General features: G+C 40.9%; 17 protein-coding genes and 1 tRNA gene. 12 read left to right on the top strand and 6 right to left on the bottom strand.

What is annotated here, in order from left to right; translation table 11 throughout:
* Positions 1-318: 318 nt before the first annotated feature.
* Positions 319-3,054: a DNA polymerase I gene (polA, locus tag AADY36_RS01855; protein ID WP_248530122.1), complete on the top strand. Its 2,736-nt coding sequence runs from the start codon at positions 319-321 to the stop codon at positions 3,052-3,054.
* A gap of 266 nt (positions 3,055-3,320) precedes the next feature.
* Here the strand turns inward: polA and AADY36_RS01860 are convergent, their stop codons facing one another.
* Positions 3,321-4,241: a lipase family alpha/beta hydrolase gene (locus tag AADY36_RS01860; RefSeq protein ID WP_342408431.1), complete on the bottom strand. Its 921-nt coding sequence runs from the start codon at positions 4,239-4,241 to the stop codon at positions 3,321-3,323.
* 423 nt (positions 4,242-4,664) lie between these two features.
* Here AADY36_RS01860 and AADY36_RS01865 point away from each other — a divergent pair, with 423 nt between their 5' ends.
* Together AADY36_RS01865 and AADY36_RS01870 are read left to right on the top strand one after the other, a co-directional pair.
* Entirely contained in the window at positions 4,665-5,252 is a 588-nt protein-coding gene (locus tag AADY36_RS01865) for a YceI family protein (RefSeq protein WP_054561156.1), read from the top strand.
* Positions 5,252-5,770 (top strand): DUF1285 domain-containing protein, encoded by a 519-nt coding sequence (locus tag AADY36_RS01870; RefSeq protein WP_342408432.1) that lies wholly within the window; start codon positions 5,252-5,254, stop codon positions 5,768-5,770. Before AADY36_RS01865 ends, AADY36_RS01870 begins: the two co-directional genes overlap by 1 nt.
* Positions 5,771-5,774: 4 nt before the next feature.
* Here AADY36_RS01870 and yihA read toward each other — a convergent pair whose 3' ends face one another.
* Positions 5,775-6,422, bottom strand: a complete 648-nt coding sequence (gene yihA / locus AADY36_RS01875) for a ribosome biogenesis GTP-binding protein YihA/YsxC (protein WP_054561154.1) — start codon at positions 6,420-6,422, stop codon at positions 5,775-5,777.
* A 283-nt stretch (positions 6,423-6,705) separates the two neighbouring features.
* On the opposite strand from yihA, the gene AADY36_RS01880 reads away from it, so the two are divergent.
* The 3 genes from AADY36_RS01880 (at position 6,706) to AADY36_RS01890 (ending at position 9,201) form a co-directional block, all read left to right on the top strand.
* Positions 6,706-7,338, top strand: a complete 633-nt coding sequence (locus AADY36_RS01880) for a c-type cytochrome (protein ID WP_054561153.1) — start codon at positions 6,706-6,708, stop codon at positions 7,336-7,338.
* 751 nt (positions 7,339-8,089) lie between these two features.
* The gene (yihI, locus tag AADY36_RS01885; RefSeq protein WP_239964758.1) at positions 8,090-8,689 is read left to right on the top strand and encodes a Der GTPase-activating protein YihI; all 600 of its coding nucleotides are present in this window, start codon (positions 8,090-8,092) and stop codon (positions 8,687-8,689) included.
* Positions 8,686-9,201: a DUF2489 domain-containing protein gene (locus tag AADY36_RS01890; RefSeq protein ID WP_054561152.1), complete on the top strand. Its 516-nt coding sequence runs from the start codon at positions 8,686-8,688 to the stop codon at positions 9,199-9,201. Before yihI ends, AADY36_RS01890 begins: the two co-directional genes overlap by 4 nt.
* 62 nt (positions 9,202-9,263) lie before the next feature.
* On the opposite strand, the gene hemN is transcribed toward AADY36_RS01890, so the two are convergent.
* Complete coding sequence (gene hemN / locus AADY36_RS01895; protein ID WP_342408433.1) at positions 9,264-10,637, bottom strand: oxygen-independent coproporphyrinogen III oxidase; 1,374 nt, start codon at positions 10,635-10,637, stop codon at positions 9,264-9,266.
* 274 nt (positions 10,638-10,911) lie between these two features.
* On the opposite strand from hemN, the gene AADY36_RS01900 reads away from it, so the two are divergent.
* The 4 genes from AADY36_RS01900 to AADY36_RS01915 all read left to right on the top strand — a co-directional run bounded on the left by AADY36_RS01900 (position 10,912) and on the right by AADY36_RS01915 (position 13,052).
* Positions 10,912-10,988, top strand: a tRNA-Ile gene (locus tag AADY36_RS01900).
* Positions 10,989-11,244: 256 nt separating this feature from the next.
* On the top strand, positions 11,245-11,952 hold the full coding sequence (locus tag AADY36_RS01905; RefSeq protein WP_342408434.1) for a hypothetical protein: 708 nt from the start codon (positions 11,245-11,247) through the stop codon (positions 11,950-11,952).
* Between the two features lie 21 nt (positions 11,953-11,973).
* Positions 11,974-12,477: an RNA polymerase sigma factor gene (locus tag AADY36_RS01910; protein ID WP_054561138.1), complete on the top strand. Its 504-nt coding sequence runs from the start codon at positions 11,974-11,976 to the stop codon at positions 12,475-12,477.
* 5 nt (positions 12,478-12,482) lie between these two features.
* Positions 12,483-13,052: a hypothetical protein gene (locus AADY36_RS01915; protein ID WP_054561137.1), complete on the top strand. Its 570-nt coding sequence runs from the start codon at positions 12,483-12,485 to the stop codon at positions 13,050-13,052.
* A gap of 241 nt (positions 13,053-13,293) precedes the next feature.
* Here AADY36_RS01915 and galE read toward each other — a convergent pair whose 3' ends face one another.
* A complete protein-coding gene (gene galE / locus AADY36_RS01920; protein ID WP_054561136.1) occupies positions 13,294-14,307 on the bottom strand; it encodes a UDP-glucose 4-epimerase GalE in 1,014 nt (337 codons plus the stop codon).
* Between the two features lie 230 nt (positions 14,308-14,537).
* Between galE and AADY36_RS01925 the strand changes: the two genes are divergently transcribed.
* Complete coding sequence (locus tag AADY36_RS01925; protein ID WP_342408435.1) at positions 14,538-15,041, top strand: DUF3016 domain-containing protein; 504 nt, start codon at positions 14,538-14,540, stop codon at positions 15,039-15,041.
* 176 nt (positions 15,042-15,217) lie between these two features.
* Here the strand turns inward: AADY36_RS01925 and AADY36_RS01930 are convergent, their stop codons facing one another.
* Positions 15,218-15,508, bottom strand: a complete 291-nt coding sequence (locus tag AADY36_RS01930) for a hypothetical protein (RefSeq protein ID WP_054554123.1) — start codon at positions 15,506-15,508, stop codon at positions 15,218-15,220.
* A 72-nt stretch (positions 15,509-15,580) separates the two neighbouring features.
* On the opposite strand from AADY36_RS01930, the gene AADY36_RS01935 reads away from it, so the two are divergent.
* Positions 15,581-15,793, top strand: coding sequence for a hypothetical protein (locus tag AADY36_RS01935; protein ID WP_054554124.1), 213 nt, complete (start codon positions 15,581-15,583; stop codon positions 15,791-15,793).
* Here the strand turns inward: AADY36_RS01935 and epmB are convergent.
* Complete coding sequence (gene epmB / locus AADY36_RS01940; protein WP_199530000.1) at positions 15,790-16,803, bottom strand: EF-P beta-lysylation protein EpmB; 1,014 nt, start codon at positions 16,801-16,803, stop codon at positions 15,790-15,792. The two genes, AADY36_RS01935 and epmB, sit on opposite strands and share 4 nt — an antisense overlap.
* Positions 16,804-16,812 lie beyond the last annotated feature (9 nt).

Raw genomic sequence — 16,812 nt, forward strand, 5'->3', positions numbered from 1 at the left:
TCCGGTTATGAAAAGGGATGTTAATTCGGTATCGAATAAGCAAAAGGTTATCGCTACTAAAACCGTTTTCCACATCGGACAAAAATAATAAAAAAAGAACGCCGTAATATCTTTTTTAAATCAAAACATGAACTTATAAAGTTTTCCTAAATGTTTTTTCATTTCGGGAGAATAGGCTCTGTCTGTTATCTACAAAGTTATCCACAGCTTGCTCTGTCATAAACCTTTATTGGTTAATAATTCACAGTCGTTTTCTTCATGGCCTTATGGCATGCTTACAAACAATTTAATGTTATTCAATTAGGATCCAATTTCACCATGGCTCAGATCCCTGAAAATCCACTTATTCTTGTAGATGGTTCTTCTTATTTATTCCGTGCATACCATTCGCCACCGCACCTTACTAACTCAAAAGGTGAAGCGACAGGCGCAATCTATGGCGTAGTTAATATGCTTAAGAGTTTGATCAAGCAATATGATCCGTCGCACATGGTGGTGGTATTTGATGCCAAGGGTAAAACCTTCAGAAATGACATGTACAGTGAATACAAAGCGAATCGTCCGCCAATGCCGGATGACTTACGCACACAGATCGCACCACTGCATAACATTATTAAAGCAATGGGTTTCCCACTGATTAGTATTGAAGGTGTTGAGGCTGACGATGTTATTGGTACCTTTGCGCGTATAGCGTCAGAGCAGCAGCGTCATGTACTGATCTCAACTGGCGATAAAGATATGGCGCAGCTTGTTAATGAGCATGTAACGCTGATCAATACCATGACAGATAGCATTTCAGATCCAGAGACTGTGGTTGAAAAGTTTGGCGTTGGTCCTGAGTTGATCATTGATTACCTTGCTTTAATGGGTGATAAGGTCGATAACATCCCAGGTGTTGATGGCTGTGGTCCAAAAACCGCAGTGAAATGGCTACAAAAATATGGATCATTGCAAGGTGTTATTGATCATGCAGGTGAAATTAAAGGCAAGATTGGTGAAAAACTTGCTGCTGCACTTGATCATCTGCCACTTAGCTATGAATTAGCAACAATTAAGTGTGATGTTGAGGTTGAGTCAGATCTTGAAACCTTTAAGCTGCAAGAGCCTAATCGTGACGAGCTGATTGCACTTTATGGTGAGTGTGAGTTCCGCCGTTGGTTAGCTGAGCTACTTGATAATCCTAAAGACGCTGACACGCATTTAGATGTGCCAACTGAAGCTAACGAACTACCAAAAGTTGCTGATGCACACTACGAAACTATTTTAACTGAAGAGCAGCTAGATACCTTAGTGGCGCAGTTAAATGACGCTGAATTATTTGCTTTTGATACTGAAACAACCAGCCTTGATTATATGCAAGCGCAATTGGTTGGTATGAGCTTTGCTGTTAAGGCGGGTGAAGCGGCTTATCTTCCGGTTGCTCACGATTACCCAGATGCGCCAGAGCAATTAAGCTTAGAAACCGTAATGGCAAAAATTGGCCCAATCTTAGCTGACGAAAACAAAGCGAAAGTGGGGCAAAATCTTAAGTACGATAAAAGCGTGTTAGCGAATGCGGGCTTTGAGTTAAAGGGTATTAAATACGACACTATGTTGGAGTCGTATGTATTTAATAGTGTAGGTAGCCGCCATGATATGGACTCACTGGCACTGAAATACCTAGGTCATAAGAATATCAGCTTTGAAGATATTGCCGGTAAAGGTAAAAAGCAGTTAACGTTTAACCAAATTGAGCTAGAAAAAGCGGCGCCTTATGCTGCTGAAGATGCCGATATAACGCTACGTCTTCACCAAGTGTTATGGCCAAAAATTGATGCCGATAGCCAGTTGAAGTCAGTATTCGAAGATATTGAGTTACCACTTGTCACAGTGCTTTCTGATATTGAGCGTACTGGTGTTGCAATTGATAGCAACATGCTGGCAGCTCACAGCCAACGTTTAGGTGAACGCCTGTTAGAGCTTGAGCAAGAAGCTTATGATATTGCAGGTGAAAAATTTAACTTAGGCTCACCTAAACAATTGCAAGCTATTTTGTTTGAAAAACTTGAGCTGCCTGTTATCAAGAAAACACCTAAGGGTGCACCTTCGACAGCAGAAGAAGTATTGCAAGAACTTGCTCATGATTATCCATTACCAAAAGTGATTATTGAGCACCGTGGTTTATCTAAACTTAAATCAACTTACACAGATAAACTTCCGCTAATGGTTGATGAGCGCACTAAGCGAGTGCATACCTCTTATCATCAAGCTGTAACAGCAACAGGGCGTTTAAGCTCAACGGATCCTAACTTACAGAATATTCCAATTCGTTCAGAAGAAGGCCGTCGAATTCGTGAAGCCTTTATTGCTGCACCTGGCCATAAAATTGTGGCTGCCGATTACAGCCAAATTGAATTACGTATCATGGCGCATTTATCACAAGATAAAGGCCTATTAACTGCGTTTGCGAATGGTTTAGATGTGCACAGCGCAACCGCTGCAGAAGTCTTTGGGGTTAGCCTTGAAGAGGTTACCAGCGATATGCGTCGTAAAGCGAAAGCGGTTAACTTCGGTTTAATTTATGGCATGTCGGCGTTTGGTTTATCACGTCAGTTAGATGTACCACGCCATGAAGCACAGCATTATATTGATAAATACTTCGAGCGTTTCCCAGGCGTACTTGAGTACATGGAAACAACCCGTGAAAAAGCAGCTGATAAAGGGTATGTAGAAACGATTTTTGGTCGTCGCTTACATTTACCGGAAATCAATGCCCGTAACGGTGCTCGTCGTAAAGCCGCTGAACGTGCTGCGATCAACGCGCCAATGCAAGGTACTGCTGCTGATATCATCAAAAAAGCGATGCTAAAAGTTCATCAGTGGGTGAACGCGCAAGCTGAAGGTTCAGTGAAGCTGCTAATGCAAGTGCACGATGAATTAGTGTTCGAAATTAAAGAAGAATCTGTGGACGACTATAAAGCTGAAATTTGTAAGCTAATGTCAGAAGCCGCGACTCTTGATGTGCCTCTGATTGTTGAAGCCGACAGCGGTGACAACTGGCAACAGGCACACTAATAGTCGCAATAGATGAGAGCTGTCAGCTATCAGCCGTCAGCTTTCAGATTGAAAGCTAGCGAGTTGCTTGATCGTTATACCGTGTTTATCTCGAATCTAGCTTCCAATTTAAGGGTCGCGGCATAAAGCCGCTGCTACAAGTAGGCGTGAAACTTGTTTCGCGCGTCTGACCGCTGAAGGCTGAAAGCTGAAAGCTGATCGCTTCTATATATAGAACATCGCTTCGTGCGACCCGACTCACCCAAAAATAAATCATTACTCGTTAACTATAACCCCAACTCCTGCAACCGCTTTACGTGTTGACGATAAAGCTCAATAGGGTCAATTTCGCGAAAATTGTGTAAGCCAATAAACTGATTAATCTCATCTAAGTGGTTCATTTCATAATCATCTTTGATGACATGTCCTAAATGGCTGCTACAGCGCGATACTAGGCCGTCATCTTTGCCTAAAATAAGTAACGAACCAAGCAGCATGGGCAAGTCGGTTAGATCCAGTATATTGGTGAGTGCTGCTGTACCACTCCACGAAAAATAGTACACCCCATTTTCGGCAACTAGCTGACCTTGCTCGCATTCATTTAACGGTAATCCTTCCGGGTATTTTTGATTAAATGCATGAGCACCCTGTGTACTTAAGCTATTTAATGCACCCAGTGTGTTTTGTGGTAAATCACTGTTACCTGATAGTAGTGAAATAACACCACCAAATGCATCAAATACTAATTGAGCAGCATGTTCAGCTTGAGAATTTGCAGGTAGTTTTTGACTAATTAGATCAATAATGCCACTGCCATAGTTTGCACCGCCAATACTAGTCACTGAGGCAATTAAATCTGGCCTGACTGAAGCAACATAGCGCACTGTTTGCGCACCTTGGCTATGGCCAATCAAGTTTACTTTTTTGGCGCCAGTTAGTGCTAAAATTGCTTTTACGCGAGTGAGTAATTGTTCGCCCCGTACTTCAGAGCTATTAATAGCCGAGACCGCTGGCGTGAACACCAAGGTACCCTCTTGATTGAGACTTGTAGCCACATTATAAAAGTAATCGAGGCCGAGTAGGTTATCGAACCCCATTAGCCCATGAACTAAAATTACCGGATATTGTGTCGTTGTTTTTTTTGCATGGCAGTAGGGGGACATTAAAAAAAGTAAGGTAGCAAATAAAATTAAGGGGATTTTTTTCATACCTTTTACTCTTCTACTGCAATTTTTATCACTAACAAGCCTTAAAAAAGCCTTGTTTTTGCGTGTCGATAATTCACTTTACCCTAAATTACGGCTTGCTGTAATGTTAATTTCAAGTAAACAAGAAAAGATGGTTTTAGTGTTTCGTTATATGTTTATCAATTTGTGTTGTTTCTGCGGTTATGCAATTTATTTTTAATCTGGTATTTGCTAAAGTCCGCGCCGTCCTCATCCTGTAGGACATCCTGTTGATGATGCATCTGAAAGGATGCAACGTATTGATAGCTTCTCCCCAGTTTGCTATAACGGCTCACTCCTTGTTGAGTGAGTCGCTTTTTCTTTTCTTATCATACAATTCATTGCACAAATATACGCAAGTGATACCATCAAAGTGATTCTCATTTACTTTCGAAGGAATGCGTTATGTTTAAATCTATGGCAATTGCTGCCTTTTCATTATCGAGTATTTTAGTTGCCCCTTTAGCCAGCGCAAACTGGCAAGTTAATAATGAACAAAGCAATGTAAGCTTTGTGTCTATCAAAAAGAATTCAGTTGCAGAAGCGCATCATTTCAAAAAGGTGTCGGGTACACTTAACGAACAAGGTCAATTTAAGTTGATGATCGACCTGACATCGGTTGAAACTCTGATCCCTATCCGTAATGAGCGCATGACTAAGTTGTTATTTGAAACAGCTAAATTCCCTAATGCAGTGTTAACTGCTGATTTAAGCAAAGCGCTGTTGACGCTAAAACCAGGTCAACATGTGCTTAAAGGTTTGAAAGCTGAATTAGACTTCCATGGCAACAAGAAAGAGCTAACGATTGATGTGCTTGCCAATATGTCACCGAAAGGCGATGTTACTGTTTCATCGTTTACGCCGGTGATTATTAATGCAAGTGATTTCAAAGTAACAGAAGGTATTAGTGAGTTACAAAAACTTGCGGGTTTACCATCAATTGCGACAGCTGTACCTGTAACATTTTCTTTGACGCTAGATAAAGAAAAGTAATGCAATCACTTGCTGACTTAGAAGCCGCTCTTCAGGCACCCGATAAACCTTTTGATCAATGGCAGCCACAAAACTGTGGGCAAGTGCCTATATTGATTGATGCGCAAGGGCGGTGGTTTTATGCCGGCAGTGAAATAAAGCGCGAGGCAATGGTTAAACTCTTTGCCTCTGTGCTTTGCAAAGAAGCAGATAATTATTTTTTAAAAACACCCGTCGAGAAAATGGCCATCACAGTCGAAGATGTGCCTTTTATTATTGTTGATTGGCGTTTCGAAGAGACAGAGCAAGGCCTTGCGCTTTGTTGTGTCGATAATTTACAGCGCGCTTGGTTGGTATCAGCAAAGCAAACACTATTACTGAGAGAATTTGAAGGTGTCAGTGTGCCTTATCTTCAATTAGCACATGGCTTGGCTGCGAGGGTATCGAGAAATGTTTATTATCAGTGGGCCGAAATAGCCTGCTCAGATGAGCAGGGCTACTATATAGAATCATTAGCCAAGCGTTATTACTTGGCCTAAGCGATTAAGCTTCTGGTTGTTCGTCAGACTCAGGTGCTTGCGCTTCAATGGGTCCTAAGAACCACTCATCGAGCTTTTTAGCAACTTCAGGTAAGCCTGTGCCTTTTAGTGAAGAGAAGGCATGTACTGTAATATCACCATCTAAACTACTTAACTCACGACGAACTTGTAAAACTTGAGCTTTACGGGCGCCTTGTTTTAGCTTGTCGGCTTTAGTTAATAGTGCCAGCACTGGAATTTCGCTGCCCACCGCCCAGTCGATTAAGTCACGGTCTAAATCTTTTAACGGGTGGCGAATATCCATCAAAACAACGATACCTTTTAAGCTTTGACGTTTTTGTAAGTATTCACCTAGCGATTTTTGCCATTTCTTCTTCATTTCGATAGGAACTTTAGCAAAACCATAGCCCGGTAAGTCGATAAGGCGTTTATCGGCATCAAGTTCAAAGGTATTGATCAGCTGAGTACGGCCGGGTGTTTTAGAAGTACGTGCTAACTTTTGATCTGTTAACGTGTTTAAAGCACTTGATTTACCCGCATTAGAGCGACCAGCAAACGCGACTTCAATCCCCGTATCAGCAGGTAAGCGTGAGATATCAGGTGCGCTGGTAACAAAGGACGCAGTATTGTATTTGATACGAGATTTGAGCACAGGCTCTCCTAGTCTTTTATAAAAAATAACAAACAGTGGCTAATTTCCACTTAAGGCACGTATTTTATACTATTAAAGCAGCATTCAAAAGCGTATTTAAGCGTGCTAAATTGGCTTTAAATTAGGAAAATTACTAGGTATAAACTTAATCTAAGTCAAATCCCTATAAATTATGAGCTTAATGTGGGCAGAAAACGTGCCAGAGAATTTATTATCGTGTAGAATATAGAAATCACAACATCCATATTGTAGATGATACAGGGTCGGAAACAGAGAATTCACCATGAAAAAAATAGCACTATCTTTAACTATATTGCTTGGTACGTTGTCAGCAAGCAACGCAACAGCATTTGATGGCGATGTAAACGCAGGTAAAGAGAAATCGGCAACGTGTGCGGCTTGTCACGGCCCAGACGGTAATGCACCGGTTAATATCTACCCTAAAATTGCAGGCCAACACGCAGATTATATCTATAAACAATTACAAGAGTTTAAATTAGGTATGACATCTGGCGGCAAAGAAGGTCGTATGGATCCAGTAATGAGTGGTATGGCTATGCCGCTTAGCGATCAAGACATGAAAGACCTAGCAGCTTACTTCTCTTCTTTAAATATGTCTGAAGGTACAACACCTAAAGATGTAGTAGAAGTAGGTCAGCAGCTTTATAAAGCCGGTGATGCAGAGCGTGGTATTCCAGCATGTGCTGCGTGTCACGGTCCTCGTGGTAACGGTACATCACTAGCTAAATTCCCGAAAGTTTCGTTCCAACATCCAGAATACATCAAGTCACAACTTGAAAAATTCCGTGATGGTACGCGTAATAACGACTTAAACGGTATGATGCAAGACATCGCTAAAAAGCTAACAGACAAAGACATCGAAGTACTTTCAAAATACTTAGGTGGCTTACACTAAAGTCTGATTGCGGGTAGAAATACTCCGCAGTAATATGTGATTAGTGTGAAAAAAGCAGCGCAAGCTGCTTTTTTTGTATTTAAACCATGTCGAAATCTCCTACGTCTTTGTGAGATATTGTCCATATCGAGCTGTAAGCTAAATCTTATTTTTATTTCAATTTTATACATAACTCTTTGTTATTAAATAAGTTGATCTTGTTGTAATATCTTATCTGTAAGAAAAATTATATAAATCAGTTGTAACAAAATTATTAATGAGTAAATTAACCACTGTCGCTGAGACAGCAAAAACAACATGGACAATGTAATAAGGAAAGTGACTGCGGCAAGTCTTTAGGGGTTGACACTGGTTAGGTGTCCTAAAGGAAATAACAAAAAAGCGTCAGGATTGACCGAGAATAATAAAAGCTCATGGAAGTTTAATAATAAAAACAAAATGGAATGCTACACGGAAGGTTAAAACAATAACAAAATGGATAAACAATAATAATAAAAATAATAAAGACTAAAAAGTCGAAGGGAGAAGTGTCCAGATAATTGGCGCTCAGATTAGTAGGCGGTAGAGATGTTTTCTCTACCGCCTTTTTATTTGTCCTGTTACAATAGCCACCGTTTGTACTAAAAGTATGAAAAGTGCGCAGTTCGTCAAGTTGACCAACCACATCCGCACATCGAATTCTTCTGGTTATGCCAGCATTACAATGCCACAAAGGCGTTGTGCACAACCTCTTAAGTGAGATGATCAAGATATGAGTAGAAAGAAAAAGTCGCGTAAAATTCCATCGAATGGTCCTGTACGTCTGAGCAAAGAAAAGCTTAGAGAGATGCGCGCGTTAAAAGAGCAGCGAGTTAAAAAGACCAAAGGTGCTAAACCTGGGTCTCGAAATGCACCTGATGCACAAAATGCAGAAAACACTGCTGCAAACAATCAACCGAAAGATAAGCGTGTTGGTAGTAAAAAGCCGGTTTCTTTAGTTGCGCCTAAGGCTGAGCCGAAAGTTGAAATGAAACGCAACTTAAAACCTATGGTTGAGCTTAAGAAAGTGACTGAGCCTGAACTAACACCAGAGCAAGAGTTAGAAGCGCTAGAGAATGATGAGCGTCTACTTAAGCTGGTTGAGCGTCATGAGCGCGGTGAGTTATTAACAGGTAAAGACGCTAAGTACTTCAATAGCCGTATTGCTCGCCACCAAGCACTTTGCGAGTTATTAGGCATTGAAGATGAAGACGAGTACGAAGATGACTTTGAAGATGATTCATTTGATGAAGGTGAATCTGACTTCGATAAGTACTTATCTGATGACTTAGCCAATGAATGGTTTGATGACGAAGATGAGGATGAGCGATGAGCACAACCTTGATTATTGCCATCGTAATTGGTGCGGCAATTATCGCAGGGCTTGCGTTTTATGCAGGGCAACTTCTGTATAAATTAAAAGAGCAAAATAAGCTTATCGCCAAGAAGCAAGCTGAGCATGAGCAAAAGCTTGCGGCATCAAAAGCAAAGCGTAATGCAAAGCTAGCCGATAGCATTCATTTAATTGCCCGTGCAATGAATGAAGAGCAATGTGAGTTCTCAGAAGGCTGCTTACGTATTTGGGTGTTGATCTCTCAATACAGCTTTGCAGAAGAATTTGAGCTAAGTGAGCGCTACCCAGGCATATTTAAAATGTACGAAGTCGTAAAAGATATGCCAACGCACGATGCCCGTAAGAAATACTCTAAAAAAGAGATTTTTAAAATGGACACCGCTCGCTGGCGTGCTGAAGAGCAGCATAGCGATGAAATCAAAGCAGATTGCGCACGTATAATTGAAGAGTTTAAAGCCGCTCCAGGCAGCGAAAACGTAGTATTCAATTAAGTTGACGTATCGTTGAATTAAACAAAATAAAAAGCAGAGCCTAGGCTCTGCTTTTTGTTGGGCTAGATAACTCGTGAGAAACGAGTTTGCTTGATTTGTTGTTGTAGGTGCGCATCAAAGCACATACAAATAATACGAATAAATAAATTACCGCGAGCTGTTACTGTGATCTTATCTTGGCTCACAGACACCAAGCCATCAGCTAGTAATGGGTCGAGTGCCTGTAGTGCCTCGCAGAAGTAACTGGCAAAATTGATATTAAACTGCTTTTCGATTGCTGGAATATCCAGCTCAAACTGGCAAATCAATTGTTTGATAACCGCTGCACGTAACGTATCGTCATCAGTTAAAGCAACACCTTTACAGATTGCACTGCCATAGCCTTCTTGCACAGCTTTGTAATAGTGCTTTAACTCTTTTTCGTTTTGTAAAATGGCATTGCCTATTTGCGAAATAGATGACACACCCAAACCTAATAAGTCACATTGGCCATGCGTTGTGTAACCTTGGAAATTACGGTGTAACTGACCTGCGTTTTGTGCAATTGCCAATTCATTGTCTTTGCGGGCAAAGTGGTCCATACCAATAAACTGATAACCCGTCGCTAACATCTGCTCAAGGGTATTTTTGAACATAGTGAGCTTATCGCCCGCAGATGGTAAGTCAGCGTCTTTAATTTTACGCTGAGCAGCGAATCTATCTGGTAAGTGAGCATAGTTAAATACCGACACGCGATCAGGATTTAACTCTATCAGCTGTGCAATCGTCTCTTTAAAGCTCTCTGGTGTTTGCAGTGGCAAACCGTAAATCATATCGGCATTAATAGATTTAAAGCCAAGTTCACGAGCCTCACTAATTAAACCTTTTACAGATTGCACGCTTTGCGGGCGGTTAACTGCCAGTTGCACATCATCATTGAAATCTTGAATACCAAACGAAACACGATTGAAGCCAAGCTTACGTAGGTGAACTAGCATGCCATCAGCTAAAGAACGAGGGTCAATCTCAATACCGCGCTCGGCATCATCAGCAAAATTAAAATGCTGCTCAACCAACGTCATTAAGCGGCTCATTTGCTCTGCCGATAAGAACGTTGGCGTACCACCCCCTAAATGCAGTTGCTCAACGTTATAATCGGCAAAAAGCGTTGCTTGCTCAGCAATTTCAAGCGCTAAATTATCTAGGTATAAATCGGCTTTAGATTGATGACGAGTGATCACCTTATTACAACCACAGTAATAACAAAGCTGACTGCAAAAAGGGATATGGATATACAAGGATAAAGAACGGCTTTTCGATGCCGCAATTGCATTAATCATATCTTGTTGGTTATAACCATCAGCTAAAGACAATGCTGTTGGGTAAGATGTATATCGAGGCCCAGAAATATTGTACTTGTTGATCAGAGATTGATCCCAGCTTGGTAAATTTATCACAGTCAGCACTCCGCAATTGATTGAGCGGCTATTTTAACGAGTTTAGTGATTTAGCTATTTGATCTAGAACAATGTCGGAGGCTAGAAACTAATCGGCATGCTTTAAGGTCGTTGTAAAAACAAAGAGTTTACTATTTGAGCAGTTGATTTAGTGATTGTTAAAATAAAGGGTTTTGCTAGTGACAAGGTTACAAAAACTTTTTATACTGCATCCCGCTTTAGTCAGTTAAACCTGCTAAACGCATCAAAAAAATTTAGCTTTCGCTAATACAATGGCCCCTTAGCTCAGTTGGTTAGAGCACACGACTCATAATCGTTAGGTCCCCAGTTCAAGTCTGGGAGGGGCCACCATTTTCTTTCTGTAAAAATCCTAAAACCCAAAAATCAAAGCTTAAATCTATCTTAAGCAGCTGCGTTCCACTATTGTTCCACCTCTTTTTTATCTTTAAAATTCAACGAAATAAAATTATTTTTAATTTTTTAAAAATATTTTGTCAGGTTTTCTGTGTTTGTCTCGTCTATAGCTGCAAATGACACGAAGTTGTTCTATTCGGTGGTAGCAATAGGCAGTGTCTTATGTATCTATTTTTACGAAAAGGACAAACTCATGACGACTACAACATCAACTGTGAATACGCTAAAACTTGATTCAACAAATGCACCATTTAGTGATGCTGCTCTTTGGTTAAAAGAAGGGTGGGGGCTATTTAAAAAAGCACCGTTTAAACTTTTTTTACTTATGACGCTGTTCGCTATTGTGCCAGGTTTAGTGCAGCTATTACCTGCACCTACAGGTTTAACAGCATCAAAATGGTTAGCGCCTATGTTAATGGCAACGGTGTGGCCATTGTTGTTTAACCTGAATAATCAGCAAGGCTTTTCATTTAAGCACAATGCAACATGGGCGAAGTGGGGGCGAGTTGCCGTGTGGTCAGTTGTTGGTATTTTATTGGCGCTGGTGCAATTTGCTGTTGGGAGTACTTTGATTGGTAGTGAGCAGTTATCGGCTTTATTGTCAGGTCAGTTTGTTGATGTTGAGCGCTGGCGCGTAGGGGTCATGTTTGTATCAATTGTTCCTGTAAATATGTTGCTTATGTTTGTGGTACCTCTGTTACTTTTAAACAATGCTTCGCTTAGTGCAGCTGTTAAAGAAGGCATTACAAAGGCACTAAAGGTGATTAAACCATTAAGCATGCTTTGTTTGATTAATATGCTCGTTACCTTTACTGCCCCTTATAGTCTTTTACCTATGTTGTTGGTAGGGCCGGTATTAGCATGTACCTACTTTTGTGCCTATAATCGTTTGTTCAAATAATAATAAAAACATGGAAGTACAGTGAAAGCTGATGTTCAAATAAACACATTGCTGAATGAATACGCGCCGCTGTTGGCGCGTGTTGCTGCAACTTACGAGATCAATCAAGCGCTACAAGATGAGCTAATTCAAGAGATGTCGTTGGCTGTTTGGCGCGCTTTTGAAAGTAATGATTCATCACCCGATGTTGCCTTTCGTGGCGATGCCAGCATAAAAACCTATATTGCCCGAATAGCTCACAATAAAGCGGTTGATCATGTGATAAAAGAGCAAAACCGCAAAGAGGTGGCAAGCTCTGAAAGTATTGATTACACCCAAGCCTTAAGTACGCATAAATCACCAGACGACAGTTTAGATTTAATGGCTGCCCTTCGTAAATTAACGCTGAAATATCGGCAGGTGCTTGCTTTACAGCTTGAAGGGTTTAATCAAAGTGAGATAGCTCAAACACTGGGACTGTCTGAAGATGCCGTGGCTAAACGTGTAAGTAGGGCAAGACAACAACTTGCGAGCCTAATGGAGTAAATAAAGTGGATAAATTCGAAGCAGATGATCAATTAGCTAAGTGGCAGCAGGCATTCGTGCAGGCAACGCCGAAAGTGGATAGTGAAGCGTTAATTGCACAAACGCAAAAGTCGCGAACTAAGTTAAAGCTAAAAGGGTTAATCGACTCATTTTTAGGTGTTGTGGTAACCGTATTTTGTATTTACGCCATGTTGTTTGAGGCAAAAAATACCTATGAAACCATTATGTTTGCGCTATTAGTACCTATTCCTTTAGGTTTTGGAATTTGGTCATACCGTTTAAGACGAAAGCTTTGGCGAGCAGAAACGTTAGACGTTAATGCAATGCTTAATTTTAAAGAAAGCCAACTGAAGCATCAAATTCATTACTGGCATGTGAGTTTTATTGGCTGCGTTGTGCTTTGGTGCGCTTTGTTAATCGTTGCCTTGTTTAATATGGTTATGTTTAAAACATACAGCCTATGGCTTATCCAGCTTGGTGTTAATGGCATTATCGTGCTGGCTGTTTATGTACGCTATAAAAAACTAAAAGCACAGCTAGCTGTAGCGCTTGAGAGTATTCAAGCGATGCGCTGATGTGCGACTTGACGAGCTATTCCTAAAACTTATATAACTTACAATTCAAATAATAATAAAGGATATAGAGATGGAAGTTTTATACAGTATTTTGTTTTGGGGATCGCCTGTCGGCTTAGGGTTGTTCTTTTTCTTATCGTGCACGGGGGCAGGGATACTTTTCTGGGGTATTGCGCAGCTTAAGAAAGCCTCATCAAATTAAAAAGCCGATGTGTGAACATCGGCCTTATAATAACTTTGACTATTTGTAACCGTTCGGGTTATTGCTTTGCCAGCGCCATGTATCTTGCATCATCTCATCTATGCCACGCTCTGCTTGCCAGCCAAGCTCTTTTAACGCTTTTTCTGGTGCTGCGTAGCAAGCTGCAATATCGCCCGCTCGACGCGGCGAAATTTGGTAAGGTACGGCTTGACCGCTGGCTTTCTCAAAAGCGGTAACCATCTGCAGTACTGAATAACCATTACCTGTGCCAAGGTTAAATACATGCGCACCTGTATCACTTGCAATTCGGGTAAGTGCTTTTAAGTGACCTAATGCTAAATCGACGACATGGATATAGTCACGAACACCTGTACCATCTACAGTATCGTAGTCATCCCCAAACACACCTAGCTTTTCTAGCTTACCCACAGCGACTTGCGAAATATAAGGTAATAAGTTGTTAGGAATACCATTTGGGTCTTCACCAATAAGACCAGATTCATGTGCGCCGACAGGGTTAAAGTAACGTAAAATAACAAAGGCAAAGCGTTCATCTGATTTCGCGATATCTTGCAGCATCATTTCAACCATAAGCTTTGATGTGCCATAAGGGTTAGTCGTGCCACCAACTGGGAAGTCTTCGCGAATTGGCAAGCTTGCTGGGTCACCGTATACCGTTGCTGATGAGCTAAATACTAACTTAAATACGCCAGCATCACGCATTGCATCAACCAGAGTCAGTGTACCTTGTACGTTGTTTTGATAATACTCGATAGGTTTTACAACCGATTCACCAACCGCTTTTAAACCTGCGAAGTGAATAACACTATCAATCGTGTGTTCACTGAAGATTTTGTCTAAACAGGCTCTATCTAAAATATCACCTTGATAAAACGTGACGTCTTTGCCAGTAATTTGTTTTACCCGAGCCAGTGACTCATTTGATGAATTGCTTAAGTTATCGAGTACAACAACGTCAGTACCTTGTTGTAATAACTCTAATACGGTGTGAGAACCGATGTATCCGGCTCCGCCGGTGACTAAAATGGTCATAAAATATCCATGAACTATACCTGGTTGAATTAGCCTTATTTCATCACATTTCGGCCTAAATTACATGAATTAATTGTGATTTACGGCGATAAAGCAAAAACATGAATCGCTTGTTTTTGATTACATTTTGCACCATATTGGTTACACCTAAGTGTTTAGATATTAAGCTATAGTTAATTGTCAGCAGCTAAAATTTAATCATTAGCTATACCTGTTAAGTGGAGAAACAGATGAATACAGTAAAAAAAGTTGCCTTAGCAATGATCATTGCACTACCCGCTTTTGCTCACGCAGGAGAAGCAAAAGTTAAATGGCATGACTTTAACGATTACCGCGATGTTGAACCCGGCAACAACTCACCGAAAGGTTCATTTCATAAAAATGTGGCAAAGAATTTTGAAAAACACTTTAATAAACTTGCTGAAAAGTTACCTGAAGGCTACACCTTCAATGTTGAAGTGACTGAGCTCGACCTAGCGGGTGATGTGCGTTTTGGTACTATGAATGAATTACGTATCGTTAAGCCAATTTATTTTCCGCGTATCGACCTAAATTATTCGATTACCGACAAAGACGGTAAAGTGATAAGTGAAGCAAACGATGTAAAGCTTAAAGACATGGGCTTCATGGATCGCATAAAAATGGGGCGCGATGAAGCCTATTACTACGACAAGCGTTTAATCACTGATTGGTTTGAAGATGAGTTACTGCCGTCGTTAAATTTGGGTGAATGATAGCTGTCAGTTTTAAGTTGAGCTGTGTTGTTTGTGGGTCTTGTAAAAGACCTATATCATGGGAGGCGTTTAACGCCGAAAAACAATTAACGGCTAAAGCTGCTCCCACATGTAGGCGTGAAATTTATTTCGCGCTATAGCCTCTATTTACAATAAATAAAATAGAGGCTTCTACGTTACTTAAACGTCGCTAACAGTTGTAGTAACTGTTGCAGTTTAATAACGGTTTTTTTCAGTTTTTCTTCGTCCATACCGTCGTTGCTTAAGCTTTCTACATCAGCAGCAACATCGAGAACGTAAGGTTTAAAGCGTTTCGCTTCAAAATCAAAGCCAGCATCTTTTGCAAATAAGGCTTTGAATTTGCCATGGCCTTGCTGCTGTAAATCATCTAATTTTTTATCAGCATCAAGTGCCTGACGATAAACGATTTTTAGGTTAGCATTGAGTTGTTCAATAATTGAATCCATTTTTTTCCTAAAGCTTTAGACTGCAATGCCGATATAGTACGTGGATTGTCATAAAAAGTCAGGTAATGAACTATGAATATATCAGGATCAAGCTTACCAGCGATGAGTGGCGGTGGTGAAAGCGCAGAGGTTTACAGCGCATCGCTTGCTAAAAAACAGCAAAAGGCTGATGGTGCTGCGGCACTTGCACTTATCGAAGGCGCAGCAATGAACACCAGTGCTGCACAAACACCTGCTAAGTCGGTAACTGCGACACTAGGTAACAACGTAAACGTATACGTTTAACTTAGATTGAGATCGATTGGCGTTTTACTTTTTTCGCCGCCGATCTCGCGCACAAGCTTAGGAACTAAGAACCCCGGCAATGCTGCCAGCATAGCCGTCACGATTTCCCGTGCCTGACTCTCAGCGATATCAAAATGGCTAGCACCCTCAACTTTATCTAGTAGATGTAAGTAGTAAGGAAGTATATCTGCCTCAAATAGCGCTTCACTTAATGCAACTTGCGACTCGACAGAATCATTCACATCTTTTAGTAACACCGCCTGATTTAATAACGTCACTCCCGCAGCTTTTAACTTTTGCATGGCCGCTTTAAAGTCATCATCAATTTCGTTAGCGTGATTGATATGATTTATAAACACCACCTTTAAGGGCGACGCAGCAAAGCGTGCACATAGCTCATCGGTAATTCTTGCTGGGATCACAACAGGTAAGCGGCTGTGAATACGCATGCGTTTAATTTGCGGAAGCTGCTCTAACTCATCCATAAACCAACTAACAGCATCGTCTTTGGCCATCAATGGATCGCCACCACTTAAAATGACCTCGTTGATATTGCTGTCTGCTTTTATGTAAGCCAGTGCGTCAATCAAGCTGCGTTTGTTTAATTGGTTTTCTTGATAAGGAAAATGGCGTCTAAAACAATAACGGCAATTTACAGCACAGCCGGTTTTAAACATCACTAAAACCCGAGAGCGATACTTGTGTAACAAACCAGGTTGGTTGTTATCTTGCTCTTTTAGAGGATCTTTGTCGTAACCTGTTTTTGCTAAAAACTCTTGGTGTCTTGGCATCACTTGCAGCAAAAGAGGGTCGTTTATGTCGCCATAACGCATTTTTTTGATAAAAGGCAGTGGCACGCGGACAGGAAAAAGACTGCGTGCTTTGAGGTCTTTTTCGTCTACTTTGCTTGATAATCCTAGCATTTCTAGCAAGCGTTCAGGACAAGTGACAACATTTGCCAATTCTTTTTGCCAGTTTTTATGCAAATTTACTTCATTTCTTTGTATCATTGACACGTA

It is taken from the genome of Pseudoalteromonas sp. D15MCD-2, from assembly GCF_038562745.1.
Lineage (GTDB): Bacteria > Pseudomonadota > Gammaproteobacteria > Enterobacterales > Alteromonadaceae > Pseudoalteromonas.

What these genes read in the sequence shown, in the direction of transcription:
- epmB (WP_199530000.1), bottom strand. Translation starts at nt 16,803, where the DNA reads ATGATACAAAGAAATGAAGTAAATTTGCATAAAAACTGGCAAAAAGAA.
- AADY36_RS01870 (WP_342408432.1), top strand. Translation starts at nt 5,252, where the DNA reads ATGCAATCACTTGCTGACTTAGAAGCCGCTCTTCAGGCACCCGATAAA.
- galE (WP_054561136.1), bottom strand. Translation starts at nt 14,307, where the DNA reads ATGACCATTTTAGTCACCGGCGGAGCCGGATACATCGGTTCTCACACC.
- AADY36_RS01860 (WP_342408431.1), bottom strand. Translation starts at nt 4,241, where the DNA reads ATGAAAAAAATCCCCTTAATTTTATTTGCTACCTTACTTTTTTTAATG.
- AADY36_RS01880 (WP_054561153.1), top strand. Translation starts at nt 6,706, where the DNA reads ATGAAAAAAATAGCACTATCTTTAACTATATTGCTTGGTACGTTGTCA.
- AADY36_RS01865 (WP_054561156.1), top strand. Translation starts at nt 4,665, where the DNA reads ATGTTTAAATCTATGGCAATTGCTGCCTTTTCATTATCGAGTATTTTA.
- polA (WP_248530122.1), top strand. Translation starts at nt 319, where the DNA reads ATGGCTCAGATCCCTGAAAATCCACTTATTCTTGTAGATGGTTCTTCT.
- AADY36_RS01890 (WP_054561152.1), top strand. Translation starts at nt 8,686, where the DNA reads ATGAGCACAACCTTGATTATTGCCATCGTAATTGGTGCGGCAATTATC.
- AADY36_RS01935 (WP_054554124.1), top strand. Translation starts at nt 15,581, where the DNA reads ATGAATATATCAGGATCAAGCTTACCAGCGATGAGTGGCGGTGGTGAA.
- AADY36_RS01925 (WP_342408435.1), top strand. Translation starts at nt 14,538, where the DNA reads ATGAATACAGTAAAAAAAGTTGCCTTAGCAATGATCATTGCACTACCC.
- AADY36_RS01930 (WP_054554123.1), bottom strand. Translation starts at nt 15,508, where the DNA reads ATGGATTCAATTATTGAACAACTCAATGCTAACCTAAAAATCGTTTAT.
- AADY36_RS01905 (WP_342408434.1), top strand. Translation starts at nt 11,245, where the DNA reads ATGACGACTACAACATCAACTGTGAATACGCTAAAACTTGATTCAACA.
- yihI (WP_239964758.1), top strand. Translation starts at nt 8,090, where the DNA reads ATGAGTAGAAAGAAAAAGTCGCGTAAAATTCCATCGAATGGTCCTGTA.